The sequence below is a fragment of the Pseudomonas sp. SW-3 genome (assembly GCF_016615645.1).
Classification (GTDB): Bacteria; Pseudomonadota; Gammaproteobacteria; order Pseudomonadales; family Pseudomonadaceae; genus Aquipseudomonas; species Aquipseudomonas mandelii.
The window spans coordinates 3,582,766-3,596,839 of sequence record NZ_CP067098.1 but is presented as its reverse complement, the minus strand read 5'-3'; the positions used below and the strand labels follow the sequence as shown (position 1 = coordinate 3,596,839).

The window sequence follows — 14,074 nt, the reverse complement described above, 5'->3', positions numbered from 1 at the left end:
TGGTTATGGCGATAAAAATATTCGGCCAGACGAGAGCCTTTCAGGCCCTCTCCAATTGCCATACATCTTTAAACTAGCTATTCGCTTGAGGACTTGCTTGTCCGTTGCTTACCTTGAACCGATCCACGCTGCTCGACGCAAAGCGTGAGTTCCATGATGGCGGCCTCAAAGGCAAACTGGTTTTGATAGATCTTGAGTCGCAGGGAAGGGAGCAGATCTGAATTTGGCGTCGCGAATCCTCCGTGGAAGAGATCGGCGTAGCAGCACGAAAGTTTTTAGGACTGGAAGATCTTTCTAGTAGGGCAGAGCAATCCGCAGACCGCACAGGTTTTGATCGGTAGTTCACTCTTCTTCAAAACGACTCCCCGACATCCAGTTTGGCGAGCAGTTTCTGGCCACGATCCCAGAGTGCTTGCTGCTTGGATTCAGTCATACGATCGAGGTTTTTATAGACCATGCCCATGCGCTGGTTGCTGCGCAAAAGGTCGCCGTGACGCATTAGAAAATGCCAGTAAAGCGAATTGAAAGGGCAGGCGTCGTCCGTCGTGCTTTCACTGACTTTGTACGCGCAGTTACGGCAGTAGTCGGACATACGCTTTATATATTGGCCACTGGCGCAGTAAGGCTTGGAGCCCAGGTAACCACCATCGGCATGCATGACCATGCCCAATGTATTGGGTAGCTCGACCCAGTCGAATGCGTCCATGTAGATCGCCAGGTACCAGTCGCAAATCTGGGGCGGCGCGATGCCGGCCAGCAGTGCAAAGTTGCCGGTCACCATCAGCCGCTGGATGTGGTGGGCATAGGCATGTTTCAAACTTTGGCCGATCGCCTGGCCCATGCAGTTCATCTTGGTATCGCCTGTCCAATAGAACTCTGGAAGCGGCCTGCTGTTGCCAAACAGATTGCCGCCGGCGTAGTCGGGCATTTTCAGCCAGTAGACGCCGCGTACATATTCACGCCAGCCAATGAGTTGACGGATAAAGCCTTCGGCAGCGTTTAATGGAATGCTGTGCGCCCAGTAAGCAGCCTCGACGTCGCTGCACAATTGACGCAGATCCAACAGGCCAATATTCAGCGCGGCGCTGATCCGTGCATGGAACAAGAAAGGTTCATCACTGGCCATCGCATCCTGGTAGTCGCCGAAGGCTGCCAGACCCCAGTCAAGGAAGTAGTCCCACAGCGCTTGGGCATCGGCGTGAGTCACCGGGTAGTCAAAGGTGTCGAGGGCGCCGTAGTGGCTGGAAAAGTTTTTTGCAACCAGCGCCAGCACGTCCTGGGTGATGGCATCGGCCGAAAAACGGAGGGGTGAGGGGGCTCTAACGCCTTTAGGCAGTGCCTTGCGATTTTCGGCATCAAAGTTCCAGGCGCCGCCGACCGGGCTGCCATCGCCGTTGAGCAACAAGCCACTCTTGCGTCGCATCTCGCGGTAGAAGAACTCCATGCGCAGCTGCTTTTTGCCTTCGGCCCAGGATGCAAATTCGAATCGGGTGCAGTAAAAACGGGTATCGGTATGCCACTGAATCGCCAAGCCGCAATCTTTGAGCGACTGCTCCAGGCGCCAGTCACCGCATTCTGTCAGGTGCAACTCATCCGGCTGCAGCAGCGACTGCCAGCGCCGTAACTCGCCCGGCACCGAGCCGCTATTTTGCGGATCATCGAGCGTGACGTATTGCACGCGAATGCCACGCTGCTGCAATGCCTCAGCAAAATGGCGCATGGCACTGAAGATCAGTGCGATTTTTTGCGGGTGATGGGGCACATGACTGGCTTCCTCCATCACTTCGACCAGTAAAACCGTATCACGCTCGCTGTCCAGCCCCTTCAATGAGGCCAGGTCAAAGGACAACTGGTCGCCCAAAACCAGGCATAGTCGGTGAGTCTTATTCATTCGACAGAGTCCAACGGAAGGTGACTCACCAAGGCGCAGTCAGCGAGAAAGGAATGCGTAACGGCTCAATGCGCCCTTCACGTGAGCCGCACATCTCGTCATGGACGCACTGCTGCACAAGCACGCAGGGGAATGGCGGGACAAACTGCAACAACTCACGCAGGTGATTGATGGAGCGAAGGTGCATAGGCTTCGCTGTATCGTCCAGCAACGTGAACTGGCCGTGATCCAGCCCGACTCGCGCCAGATAAAAACCGCCTTCCAGAGACAGCAGCTCCAACTGTCGTACTTCGCCATTGGCGGCCCGTTCGGTCAACGCTTGCAGATTCAAGGTTCACTCCCTGCCTACCACGGTAGGCGTTCTCCGTTATAAGCAAAGAAATCGCCGCTGTCGGCAGGCGCCAAGCGGTCAATCAGTGATAACAATTCGCGGGCAGCGAGGCTTGCAGGCCTGGCGGCAGAAGCGCCTTTAAAGGGCTGGGACAGGCCCGAAATGACCGTGCCTGGATGAAGACTCAGCAAACGGGTCTGAGGGCGTGTTCGGGCTAGTTCAATCGCAGCCGTTTTAATCAACATGTTCAACGCTGCCTTGGAGGCGCGATAGGCATACCAGCCGCCCAGACGGTTATCGCCAATACTGCCGACCTTGGCGGAGAGCACGGCCATTGCGCCGCGAGCGTCAAGCAAGGGCAAGAAGTGACGCAAAATCAGTGCAGGCCCGAGTGTGTTGACTTGGAATATCGCCTGAAGCGCATCCGCTTCAATAGAGGTGTAACTTTTTTCAGGTTTGATGTCTTCGCGATGAAGCAGACCGGCAGCATGCAAAATCAACTGATACGGGGCTTCTTCGGCTAATTCGGCGGCTGCGCTGGCGATGCTGTCGGGCTTTTCCAGATCCAATCCTGGAGCACTGTTGCGCCCCAGTTCACGAACAACCGAGCATCGTGGATCTTCGTTGAGCAACTCACAAAACGCCGCGCCGAGCGCTCCACTGGCGCCTATCACCAAGGCGCGGTAGCCGTAGCCGAGTGAGTTCATCTCAAAGGAACTGTTCATTTTGCCTCTCCCACACCTTGTACGGATTTTGGGCCTTAACTGCGTCGCCCAATCAGTTGCAGGAACTCGAGACGCGTAGCGGATGACTCGCGAAAGGCCCCCAGCATCACTGAGGTCGTCATCACAGAGTTTTGCTTTTCCACGCCCCGCATCATCATGCACATGTGCTTTGCCTCAATGACCACGGCCACGCCGGCCGCATCGGTGATGTGATGGATGGCATCAGCAATTTGTTTTGTGAGGTTTTCCTGGATCTGTAAGCGGCGGGCGAACATATCGACGACTCGGGCGACCTTTGATAGACCCAGTACCCTTCCTGTGGGGATGTACGCGACATGAGCCTTGCCGATGAAGGGCAGCAGGTGATGCTCACACAATGAATACAGCTCGATATCGCGCACGATGACCATTTCATCGTTTTGCGATTCGAACAGGGCACCGTTGGTCACGTCTTCCAGACTCATCGTGTAACCGTTGCAAAGGTATTGCATCGCTTTGGCTGCGCGCTTGGGCGTGTCCAGCAGTCCTTCACGCTCAGGGTTCTCGCCTACGGCGACGAGAATTTCACGGTAATGCTTGGCTATTGATGGGTTCATTTAGATTCCTCGCAGCCATGCTGCGCTTCATGTGGCGGCAATCCTTGGCAGTAGGAAAGTGCCTGCTGCGCACCAGAAAACACGTTGTGCACCCGATCAGCTATGACCCAGTTTCTTCGTCGGGCCAATGTCAAAGCGAAGCGTTCTAGGGCTGCTTTGTTTTCAACGTGGGCCGCTCGTCTGGTGCGGGTTTTGACTCCGGCACCCCGCAACGGTCATCCACACAGCGACGGCGGCCATCAGGGTGAGGAAGCCATGCCAAATGGGGGCGTAAGCGGCAGAAGCAGCGATAACCTAAAGCAAGCAGCGGTCGGATGGCACGCCATGTCAATGGCGCAGCCCAAAACCCCAGGCCTGCGGCTCGCCAGCTCCACAAGATGGCGTCCAGACCGGTTACCCAGCGGCCATCGGCGAAACGGGCGTGCAGCGAGGACTGCATTTGCTCGAAAGTGAACCCGAGTGCCTTGGCGTCGAACGCACCGCTGCTGATGTCAATAAAAAGCAGTCGACTCTCTGTGGCGTGTCGATTCAGGATTTTGATTTCACGCGCACACAGTGGACATTGACCGTCGAAGTACAGCGTCAGTGGCCAATCCTTTTTATTGTACATTTCTAGCGACCTTGTATAGGTTTTGTACAAGATATGCTGAAAGAAAAGGACTGACAATGGGCACGATTCATTTGGCTGTTACGCTCAAACTGGAAGAGCGGCTGGTGTTCATTCGAAGGCTGCACTTTTCCCCGAGCATTTTGAGCAGGTTCGTCAATGGGAGTCCGGAATTTGCACATCAGGTCAAGGCGCAATTGCCAGGCTAGATGGACAGCATTGAAACCGCGCTCAGGAGCCTGGCGCTCATGTGCTACGTGTAATGTGCGATACCGTAAATCCGCCGGGCTTCATGAATCGCCTTGGTGAATCCCCCCGAAAATCAGGGCTTGCTGCAGTTGGTGCCGGTCATTAACCGCAACGACGACGACCACCGAGCCAAACACCTCGTGCTGAAGTAACTCGTCATTGTTGATCAGTAGCTCAGCGTCGGCTTCGAATAGCTGTGGATGAGCCTGGCTGCCTTCTTGATGATGGCCTGCTCGATGGTGAATTTGACCAATTCCATACGGATCCACCGCAAATGGCGTCTGCCTCTGTCCTAATCTTGAATACTCAGTGCTTGCCAGCTGAACCTCCCTCGACAAGATCAACGACCCTATATTGCTTGGGCGGTTATGTTCGGCATTGAAAGAGGGAGGCTTCGGCCTGAGGAAAAGGGCTTATGTCCAATGCGGTCGTGAATGATTTCATCCCGCAGCGGATCAGCGTCGTCCGGTCCGGGTGCTCACGTCTATCCATACGGCCAACACCAAAATGCTGCCTTTGACGATCATCTGCCAGTAACTGTCGACGTCAAGCATGGACATGCCGTTGTCCAGGCTAGTAATGACCAGCGCGCCGAGGAGGGCACCGTAGACCGTACCGGAGCCCCCGCGCATGGAGGTGCCACCGATAAAGCATGCAGCGATGGCGTCGAGTTCGCCCATGCTGCCGGCCGAGGGCGAGCCGGCGGCCAGGCGCGCCGTGTTCACCACGCCGGCGAGCGCGCACATTACGCCCATGATGCCGAAAATCCAGAGCTTCACGGCTTGCACATTGATACCGGACAGGCGCGTTGCTTCCATGTTGCTGCCCACGGAATAGACGCGTCGACCGAAGACGGTCTGACTGGTCACGTAGCTGAACACACCCAGCAGAATCAGCAGAAGCAGAACCGGCACGGGGATGCCGTCATAGCTGTTGAGCGTTTGGACGAATCCGGCCAGCACTGCACCGATCAACAGCACTCGAAAAACGTCACGCGCCAGTGAATGTGGCGCCAGACCATGCAGCGCGCGATTGCGCCGTTGTTTCCAGGTCAGGAACAGCGTCAATGCGAACAGCAGAACGCCCAGGGCCATGCCCATCGTGTGTGGCAAATAACCCTGGCCAATGTAGACAAGCTCCGGCGACACCGGGGCGATGGTCGTGCCGCCGGTAATCCCCAGTAAAATGCCGCGAAAAGCCAGCATGCCCCCCAGCCCCACGATGAAAGACGGGATGCGCAGGTACGCGGCCATGTAGCCGTTGGCAAGACCGATCAGCAGTCCGCACAGGGCGACAAGGCTGAGATTCGCCAGCAGCGGTATGTGGTAGATCACGTCGAGGATGGCCGCCACCCCACCGAGCAAGCCCAGCAATGAGCCGACCGACAAATCGATCTCGCCACTGATGATGACCAGCACCATGCCGCAGGCAAGAATCCCGGTGATGGACATCTGCCGCAGCAGATTGGACAGGTTGCGCGGTGTTAGAAATCCGCCCTCGGTCTGCCAGCTGAAGAACATCCATATCATTGCCACGGCAACCAGCAGCGCGAGCATTTTGTAGCGGGTAAAAAGTTGTTTGACCTGATTCATTACGCGGGTATCCGATCATTATTGTTATAGCCACCAGATTGACTGAGTGCAGCGGCGAGCACCTGTTCCTGGGTGAGTTCGCGGTTGATGAAGTCGCCACGCAACTGCCCCTCGCCGATGACCAATACTCGGTCGGACACACCTAGCACCTCGGCCAGCTCCGAGGAAACCATGATGATCGACACGCCTTCGGCCGCCAGCGCTCCCATCAACTTGTAGATTTCGTACTTGGCGCCGACATCCACCCCCCGGGTGGGCTCATCGAGGATCAGGACCCGGGGTTTGGTCAGCAGCATCTTCGCCAACACGGCTTTTTGCTGATTGCCGCCGGAAAGACTGGTAATCGGCAGGAACGGGCTCGCGGTATTGAGGTGCAAGCGCGATATTTCCCGATCGATGCAACCCAGCTCGGCTTCAGCATCAATGCGGGTCAGTTTCGAGTAACCGTCCAGCACGGCCAGGGTGATGTTCTGGCCGACGCCCAGGTCTGGAATGATGCCTTGACGCTTGCGGTCCTCGGGCACCAGGCACAGACCGGCACGGATTGACTTGAGCGGCGTGCGGGTGTCGATGGGTTGGCCGTCCAGCCAGACCTCGCCTTCATGGCGGCCTGGGTAGGCGCCAAACAGCGCGGTCACCAGTTCTGTACGGCCGGCGCCGACCAGGCCGGCAATTCCGAGGATTTCCCCACGTTTGAGAACGAACGAAATATCGTCGACCCGTTTGCGTTTGGGGCTATCGACGTCGTAGCAGGTGATGTGACGGGCCTCGAAAATCACGTCGCCGATGTCGTGCGGCTCGGTAGGGTAGAGGTTGCTCATTTCCCGTCCGACCATCTGGGTGATGATCTGCGCAATGTCCATGTCCGCCATGGCGGTCGTGGCGATGTGCTTGCCGTCACGGATCACTGAAATGGTGTCGCACACGGCGGCCACTTCGTCGAGCTTGTGGGAGATGTAGACGCAGGCAACACCCTTGGCCTTGAGGTCGCGGATGATGTCCAGCAACACTTCGATTTCTGAGCGGGTCAGGGCCGATGAAGGCTCGTCGAGGATCAGCAGGCGCGCTTGCTTGTTCAGTGCCTTGGCAATTTCCACCAGTTGCTGATAGCCGCCGCCGTACTGCGAGACCGGTAGCGACACGTTCATGTCCGGCACTTTCAGTTCACGCATCAAGGCTTCGGCACGGTGGATCATCGCCGGGTAATTCATGCGTCCACCGGGCAGCGTCAGTTCATGGCCCATGAAAATGTTCTCGGCCACCGACAGGTCGGGAACCAGCGTCAGTTCCTGGTGAATGATGACGATACCGGCGGCTTCGGTTTCGCTGATGGATTGGGCCTTGAGCGGTTGACCATCCCAGAGAATTTCGCCGTCCCAAGTGCCATGGGGGTAGACCGCCGAAAGGATTTTCATCAGTGTGGACTTGCCGGCGCCGTTCTCGCCGCACAGTCCAACGCACTCACCCGGCCTGACTTTGATGTCGATGCCATCGAGCGCTTTGACACCGCCGAAGGTTTTGACGATACCGTTCATTTGCAGCAGATAATCGGGCATGGCAGAGACTCATGAGCGTGAGGTATGTGGCTGACACTGCAGGAACCAGGGGCTGGCCGGGCTCCCGCAGCGGGCCGTTGAGACGTTACGCTCTGCTGTTCATTTCCCGGCAATCTGTGCCTTGGTGTAGAACCCGTCCTGCTCCAGCAGGTCAATGTTGTCCTTGGTCAACGGGGTTGGCGTGAGCAGGATGGTGTCCACTTTTTTGCTGCCATTGTCGTACTGCGAGCTATAGGCGGGTTTCTCGTTACGCGCCAGTTGTACCGAGAGTTTGGCGGCTTCGGAGGCGATGAGTTTCAGCGGCTTGTACACGGTCATGGTTTGAGTGCCATCGATCACTCGCTTGACCGCTGCAAGGTCCGCGTCTTGCCCAGAAATCGGCACCTTGCCAGCCAGTTGCTGAGACGCCAATGCCTGGATGGCGCCTCCTGCCGTGGCGTCGTTGGAGGCAACGATGCCATCGATTTTGTTGTCGTTGCGGGTCAAGGCGTTTTCAACAATGCTCAGCGCTTCGGTCGGGCTCCATTCCTTCACCCATTGTTGGCCAACAATCTTGATGTCCCCCTTGTCGATGGCCGGCTGCAGCACTTTCATCTGCCCTTCGCGCAGAACTTTTGCGTTGTTGTCGGTGGGCGCGCCACCCAGCAGAAAGTAATTGCCCTTGGGCGCTGCGTGCAGCACGCCGCTGGCCTGCATTTCGCCGACCTTTTCGTTATCGAATGAAATGTACGCGTCGATATCGGCGTTGAGAATCAGACGGTCATAAGACACAACCTTGATTCCGGCCTTCTTCGCTTCGGCGACGGCGTTGGTCAGGACGGTGGCATTGAACGGCACGATGACGATCACATCGACGCCGCGGGAAATGAGGTTTTCGATTTGCGAGATCTGCTTTTGCTCGTTGCCATCGGCCGATTGCACGAAGACCTTGGCGTCCATTTTATCCGCTGCCGCGACAAAGTAATCGCGGTCCCGTGACCAGCGCTCCAGCCGCAGATCATCAATGGAGAAACCGATTTTCGGGTGGGCGGCATCGGCCATCACCGGCAACGACAGCAGAGCCAAGGCGCCGGCCAATAGCGTGCGTTTTACGTTCTTCATGGTGGTGCGTCCTTTTATTGTTGTTGGAAAGACACTGCCTGATGATGAGTATCGGGCTGGTAGGACTGTAGAGAGTCGGCAGGCGTTGCGGACACAGATTTGTCGCGTAAATGTCACAGCCCCGTTGCCGACTGACTTCGCTGGCGATCAGCGATAGATGAACCGGTTGACGACGTTCTCGAGCATCTCCTGCCTGCCGCTGACGGCTTGCGGGTTCAGCTCGTTAGCGAATGCATGTTCGGCCAGTGACTGGAGGTTGAAGTCACCCGTCAGCACCGCCTGCCCGAACGGCTGCTGCCAGCCGGAGTAGCGTTGATCCTTGAGTTGCTGCAGTCGGTCGTCTTGAACCATGGTGGCTGCCCGTTCCAGGGACAGGGCAAGAACGTCCATTGCACCGATATGGCCATGGAACAGATCAATCTCATCGAGGCTCTGGCGGCGGACCTTGGAGTCGAAGTTGAATCCGCCATTCATGAACCCGCCGGCCTTGAGAATTTCATAGGTCACCAGGGTCATTTCTTCGACGCTGTTGGGGAACTGGTCGGTGTCCCAACCGTTTTGCGGATCACCGCGGTTGGCGTCGATGCTGCCGAAAATCCCCAGCGAGACGGCCGTCGCAATCTCGTGATGAAAGCTATGGCCTGCCAGGGTTGCGTGGTTGGCCTCGATGTTGACTTTGATTTCCTTTTCCAGACCGAACTGCTGGAGAAAGCCGAAAACGGTCGCGCTGTCGTAATCGTATTGGTGCTTGGTCGGTTCCTGCGGCTTGGGCTCGATCAGCAGGTCGCCTTTGAAGCCGATCTTGTGCTTGTGCTCGACCACCATGCGCATGAAGCGGCCCAGTTGTTCGCGTTCACGTTTCAGATCGGTATTGAGCAAGGTTTCGTAACCTTCGCGACCGCCCCACAACACGTAATTGGAGCCTTTCAGGCGTTGGGTGGCGTTCATGGCGCTGAACACCTGGGCGGCGGCGCAGGCAAACACTTCGGGGTCCGGATTGCTGGCGGCACCGGCGGCAAAGCGTGGGTTGCTGAAACAGTTGGCGGTTCCCCACAGCAGCTTGATTCCGCTGTCTTCCTGATGTCGCTCCAGGTGATCAACCATTTGCGCGAAGTGGTTGCGGTACTCCTTCAGCGAATTGCCCTCCGGGGCGACATCCGTGTCGTGGAAGCAGTAATAGTCGATACCCAGTTTGGAGAAAAACTCGAACGCGGCGGCCGCCTTGTCAATGGCCACCTCCATCGGGTCGCCGGTGTGTTGCCACGGGCGCTTGAAGGTTGCTGCACCGAACACATCGGACCCTGGCCAGACGAAGGTGTGCCAATAACAGGCAGCCATGCGCAGGTGTTCACGCATGGGTTTGCCGAGGATGACTTTGTCGGCGTCGTAGTGCCGGAAGGCGAGAGGCGAGTTGCTGTCAGGGCCTTCGTAGCGAATCTGGTCGACATTGGGGAAGTACGGCATCAGGCAAATGTCCTTGTTGTTCTTGGCGGTGTCCCGATACTAGCAACGGCCCCGTTACCGCTGATTACGAAAATCATCAACACAGGGTGCGATTTTGAGTATTGAGATTCGTCGACCGCACGCCTAGTCTGTGCCAATCGCCGTCCAGGACGGCTTGCCTCCAGACCATAATAAAAACAATGAAAACCGTACCTCCCGTGCACCGCATTGCGCTGCTGTTCAACGGCAGCAAGATCTATGACCGCGGCATCATCAGCGGCATCGGCAATTACCTGAGCAGCACCCGTGCCTCTTGGGACCTTTTTCTGGAGGAGGATTTTCTCTGTCGCCTGAAAGGCATCGAACGATGGCAGGGGGATGGGATCATTGCCGACTTCGACGATCCGCTGATCGGTGAGGCGTTGGCCGGTATCGAGTTACCCGTGGTGGCGGTGGGCGGTTCTTACGAGGATGAGCGCGCCTACCCGAAAGGTATCCCGTATGTGGCCACCGATAACGACGCCTTGATTACCCTTGCTTACAAGCACTTGATCGAGGCAGGGCTGACACGTTTTGCCTGCTTCAGCCTGCCGGAAGCGCAGGCCAACCGTTGGGCGCAGGAACGGGAAAAATCCTTTCGACGATTGATGCAACGCGATGGTCTGCACGCTGAGGTCTATCGGGGCATGGGCACCAGCGCGCCACTCTGGGACAGCGCCGTCGAGCAGCAGATCGACTGGCTACAGAGCCTGCCCAAACCCATTGGTATCATCGCCGTCAGTGACGCCCGCGCCCGGCAGCTGCTGCAAGCCTGCCTGACCGCCGGAATCGCCGTCCCGGAGCAGGTGGCACTGATTGGCATCGACAACGACCCGTTGACCCGCTGCTTGACCCGGGTCCCCCTGAGTTCGGTCATCCAGGGCACCGAAACCATGGGGCGCACCGCTGCGCGATTGCTGCACCAGATGCTGCACGGCATGCCCTCCACCGGCATGCACATCCTGATACCCCCGGATGCGATCAACGTGCAGGTCTCGAGTTTGCACCAACCCTTGGGCAACCCATATGTCATGCAAGCCCTGCTGTTCATTCGCCAATATGCCTGCCAGGGCATCAAGTCCGCGCAAGTGGCGGACTACGTGGGGGTGTCTCGCTCATCGCTGGAATCGCACTTTCGCGATGTGCGAGGCTGCAGCGTCCACGACGAGATCCTGGGTTTCAAACTGGCAGCCGCCACCAACGGGCTGGAGAACACTGATTCAGCCATCGCCGACATCGCGCGCAATTGCGGCTTCAAATCGGCGCAGTACCTGCACACCGTTTTTCGCCGCGAGTTTGGGTGTACGCCCCGTGAATACCAGCAGGGCGCCAGATAGCGACGCGAGGCGTGTTTGGTCAATTGCTGTGGGGTGCGACCGTCAATTGCCTCCCTTTCTTTGCAAGGTCGACGATACCGCCGCCCGCTGTCAGTGTTCTCATTGCCTTATCCGAGTGGCGCTGTGACCGGAGCGATCACTCCATGCGCCGCGAGGATGAGATCGGCTGCTCGCTCGCCAATGACGACGCAAGGAGCCATGGTGTTGCCAACGGTGATTCGCGGCATGATCGAGGCATCGGCGATCCGCAGTTTCTCGATGCCATACACGCGGAGTTGATGGTCGACCACCGACATCGCATCTCGGCCCATTTTCGCGGTGCAGGACTGGTGCCAGTAGGACACTGCAGAATTGCGCATGAACTGCTCCATGGCGCGGTGATCTTTTGGCCCGGGGACCACCTCGCGCTTTACCAACCCATTGAAGGCTTCGCTGTTGCCGATTGCCCGGCAGAGGTCGATCGACGCAAACGCCGACGCAATGTCCTCGGGTGCGCTCAGCGAGTTCGGCTCAATCAGCGGTGCATCCAATGGCCCGGCGCCCGATAGGCGCACGCGCCCTCGACTGACAGGCCTGGCCAGCCCTGCGAACGTCGTCCAACCCTGTTGCGGCGGCGGGATACCCACTTCAGCCGGGGAGGGCACCGCAAATTCAAGCTGACAGTGCAGCAGGTCTGGGGCGTCCAGGCGACTGTCGCTTTTCCAGTACACAGTGGTTTCACAACCACCGCCGCCCACAGCTTGGGGTCGCAAGTATTCCCAGGTACAGGCAAAGGCAATATGGTCCTGAAGATTCTGACCCACGCCGGGAAGGTGATTGATCGGAACGATGCCATGGGTGCGCAGTTCGCGCTCCGGGCCGATTCCTGACTGCATGAGCACCTTGGGCGTATTCACCGCGCCCAGGGACAAGACGACTTCGGCTTCGGCATAGAAGCAGTGGCGTTGCCCTTCGATGATCACTTCGACACCGACCGCCCGTGAGCCGTCAAGAAGGACACGGGCCACCAATGCGCCGGTGAGGACCGTCAGATTCGGTTGGTGCAGCCGTGGCCGGATATAGGAATCGTAAACGGACTCGCGCCTGCCCTGATTAATGCGCAGATCAGTGATCGCGGCCCCGCCCGGGCCTTCCATCATCGCTCCGTTGGGACTGTCATATCGGGGAATACCGAGACGGCTGGCCGCTTCCAGTATTGCCCTGGCGAGGGGCTGAGGTGTAGCCGGCTGCTCGACATGCACGGGGCCACCAGAACCCCGCCGTGCGGCATCCGGGCTGCCGTGCCAGTTCTCGATCCTCCGGTAGTAATCCAGTACCGAATCGTATCCCCAGGCAGCGTCGCCGGACTCGGCAGCGAAGTGATCCCAGTCCGATCGATGCCCGCGTGCCCAGACCATCACGTTGATGCTGGATCCACCCCCGAGCCCCTTGCCCATGTTCAAGGAAAGACGACGACCGTTGAGGTGGGGATTGGCTTGTCCTTCGAATGCCCAGTCGCGCTCCGAACCGAGGTTCAGCGGCCACTGCGCGGGTTCTACAACCTCTGGGCCGGTGTATTCGCTGCCTGCTTCAATCAATAACACGCGTGCGTTGGACTGTTGGGCAAGGCGGGCAGCAACCACGCAGCCCGCCGTGCCTGCGCCACACACGATGAAGTCGTAGTTGCGCTCACTCAGATGATTCATGCGTCCGTTCCGTATCGATGCAGCGGTTGAGTTCTGGGTTATTAGTGGCGCCGCACGCAGCAATCACTGCTCGCCGACTTTTTTCACTGCCTCGAGAATCACCTTGGCCACTTCGGCTGGCTGCGACTGCTGGGGGACATGGCTGGTGCGCAGCTCCGCCAGGGTGGCGCCGATACGCTTGGCGGCAGAGCGCTGGACATCGGGATGGATCATCCGGTCCTCGGTGGCGAGCAGATACCACGACGGTTTGGTCTTCCAGGCCGAAACGGTCGTTTTATCCTCGAACGCGGAGGCTTTGATGGGGCCTTGCGTCGCGGTCATCACGGCGGTCTGCGTCGCAGGGAGGTCCTGGGCGAAGTCCTTGGCCATACCTTCTGGCGTCAAGTAGAGGAAACCGTTGCCGTCAGCCTTGATCTGGCTGATGCCCGGAGGCGTGGGCGCGCCTTTTCCTTGCTCGCCGCTTGTTTGACCGGCATCAGGCGCAAAGGCGGCGACGTACACCAGGGCGCGGACTTTTTCGTCGCTGCCGGCCTGAGTAATCACGGTGCCGCCCCAGGAGTGACCGACCAGAACGACCGGGCCTGGCTGATTGTTCAAGGTTCTTTGCGTCGCGGCGACGTCATCGGCAAGCGAGGTGAGCGGGTTTTGCACGACCGAAACTGCAACCCCTTTGGCCTGAAGAAGCGGCACGACCTTGGCCCAATCGGAGCCGTCGGCGAATGCGCCGTGTACGATGACCACCGAAGGCGTTGTATCTTTGGCCTGACTGACACCCGCGACCAATGTGCTTGCAAGGGCAAAGGCGACGGTGGCGGCTTTCGATCTGAATGTTTTCATTGCATCAGCTCCTGTGTGGGAGCTCAAATTCTGCTGACTGGCCTGCTTCGTGGGCATCGGTCATTTATCCGACCCAAGGCATTTT

General features: G+C 58.1%; 12 protein-coding genes. 1 reads left to right on the top strand and 11 read right to left on the bottom strand.

What is annotated here, in order from left to right:
- Positions 1-352: 352 nt before the first annotated feature.
- The 9 genes from JIO00_RS16045 to xylA form a co-directional block, all read right to left on the bottom strand.
- Positions 353-1,891 (bottom strand): cryptochrome/photolyase family protein, encoded by a 1,539-nt coding sequence (locus JIO00_RS16045; RefSeq protein ID WP_200666273.1) that lies wholly within the window; start codon positions 1,889-1,891, stop codon positions 353-355.
- 25 nt (positions 1,892-1,916) lie between these two features.
- Entirely contained in the window at positions 1,917-2,222 is a 306-nt protein-coding gene (locus JIO00_RS16040; RefSeq protein ID WP_200666271.1) for a DUF6482 family protein, read from the bottom strand.
- Positions 2,223-2,236: 14 nt separating this feature from the next.
- Positions 2,237-2,947 (bottom strand): SDR family NAD(P)-dependent oxidoreductase, encoded by a 711-nt coding sequence (locus JIO00_RS16035; protein WP_200666269.1) that lies wholly within the window; start codon positions 2,945-2,947, stop codon positions 2,237-2,239.
- Positions 2,948-2,982: 35 nt separating this feature from the next.
- Complete coding sequence (gene folE / locus JIO00_RS16030; protein WP_010460809.1) at positions 2,983-3,543, bottom strand: GTP cyclohydrolase I FolE; 561 nt, start codon at positions 3,541-3,543, stop codon at positions 2,983-2,985.
- A 145-nt stretch (positions 3,544-3,688) separates the two neighbouring features.
- Complete coding sequence (locus JIO00_RS16025) at positions 3,689-4,153, bottom strand: thiol-disulfide oxidoreductase DCC family protein (protein ID WP_169857658.1); 465 nt, start codon at positions 4,151-4,153, stop codon at positions 3,689-3,691.
- 701 nt (positions 4,154-4,854) lie between these two features.
- Positions 4,855-5,991, bottom strand: coding sequence for a sugar ABC transporter permease (locus JIO00_RS16020; RefSeq protein ID WP_200666268.1), 1,137 nt, complete (start codon positions 5,989-5,991; stop codon positions 4,855-4,857).
- Positions 5,991-7,547: a D-xylose ABC transporter ATP-binding protein gene (gene xylG, locus JIO00_RS16015; protein ID WP_200666266.1), complete on the bottom strand. Its 1,557-nt coding sequence runs from the start codon at positions 7,545-7,547 to the stop codon at positions 5,991-5,993. The genes JIO00_RS16020 and xylG overlap by 1 nt, the downstream gene beginning before the upstream one ends.
- A gap of 99 nt (positions 7,548-7,646) precedes the next feature.
- Positions 7,647-8,648, bottom strand: coding sequence for a D-xylose ABC transporter substrate-binding protein (xylF, locus tag JIO00_RS16010; protein WP_010460800.1), 1,002 nt, complete (start codon positions 8,646-8,648; stop codon positions 7,647-7,649).
- 147 nt (positions 8,649-8,795) lie between these two features.
- Positions 8,796-10,112, bottom strand: coding sequence for a xylose isomerase (xylA, locus tag JIO00_RS16005; protein WP_200666264.1), 1,317 nt, complete (start codon positions 10,110-10,112; stop codon positions 8,796-8,798).
- A gap of 179 nt (positions 10,113-10,291) precedes the next feature.
- On the opposite strand from xylA, the gene JIO00_RS16000 reads away from it, so the two are divergent.
- Complete coding sequence (locus JIO00_RS16000; RefSeq protein ID WP_200666262.1) at positions 10,292-11,467, top strand: XylR family transcriptional regulator; 1,176 nt, start codon at positions 10,292-10,294, stop codon at positions 11,465-11,467.
- A gap of 107 nt (positions 11,468-11,574) precedes the next feature.
- Here JIO00_RS16000 and JIO00_RS15995 read toward each other — a convergent pair whose 3' ends face one another.
- Both JIO00_RS15995 and JIO00_RS15990 read right to left on the bottom strand, forming a co-directional pair.
- Positions 11,575-13,152: a GMC family oxidoreductase gene (locus tag JIO00_RS15995; RefSeq protein WP_200666260.1), complete on the bottom strand. Its 1,578-nt coding sequence runs from the start codon at positions 13,150-13,152 to the stop codon at positions 11,575-11,577.
- A gap of 63 nt (positions 13,153-13,215) precedes the next feature.
- Complete coding sequence (locus JIO00_RS15990) at positions 13,216-13,989, bottom strand: alpha/beta hydrolase (protein ID WP_077747721.1); 774 nt, start codon at positions 13,987-13,989, stop codon at positions 13,216-13,218.
- Between the last annotated feature and the right edge of the window lie 85 nt (positions 13,990-14,074).

Excerpts from the sequence above, each read along its gene's own strand:
- JIO00_RS16045 (WP_200666273.1), bottom strand. The coding sequence starts at position 1,891 with ATGAATAAGACTCACCGACTATGCCTGGTTTTGGGCGACCAGTTGTCC.
- JIO00_RS16035 (WP_200666269.1), bottom strand. The coding sequence starts at position 2,947 with ATGAACAGTTCCTTTGAGATGAACTCACTCGGCTACGGCTACCGCGCC.
- folE (WP_010460809.1), bottom strand. The coding sequence starts at position 3,543 with ATGAACCCATCAATAGCCAAGCATTACCGTGAAATTCTCGTCGCCGTA.
- JIO00_RS16025 (WP_169857658.1), bottom strand. The coding sequence starts at position 4,153 with ATGTACAATAAAAAGGATTGGCCACTGACGCTGTACTTCGACGGTCAA.
- JIO00_RS16020 (WP_200666268.1), bottom strand. The coding sequence starts at position 5,991 with ATGAATCAGGTCAAACAACTTTTTACCCGCTACAAAATGCTCGCGCTG.
- xylG (WP_200666266.1), bottom strand. The coding sequence starts at position 7,547 with ATGCCCGATTATCTGCTGCAAATGAACGGTATCGTCAAAACCTTCGGC.
- xylF (WP_010460800.1), bottom strand. The coding sequence starts at position 8,648 with ATGAAGAACGTAAAACGCACGCTATTGGCCGGCGCCTTGGCTCTGCTG.
- xylA (WP_200666264.1), bottom strand. The coding sequence starts at position 10,112 with ATGCCGTACTTCCCCAATGTCGACCAGATTCGCTACGAAGGCCCTGAC.
- JIO00_RS16000 (WP_200666262.1), top strand. The coding sequence starts at position 10,292 with ATGAAAACCGTACCTCCCGTGCACCGCATTGCGCTGCTGTTCAACGGC.
- JIO00_RS15995 (WP_200666260.1), bottom strand. The coding sequence starts at position 13,152 with ATGAATCATCTGAGTGAGCGCAACTACGACTTCATCGTGTGTGGCGCA.
- JIO00_RS15990 (WP_077747721.1), bottom strand. The coding sequence starts at position 13,989 with ATGAAAACATTCAGATCGAAAGCCGCCACCGTCGCCTTTGCCCTTGCA.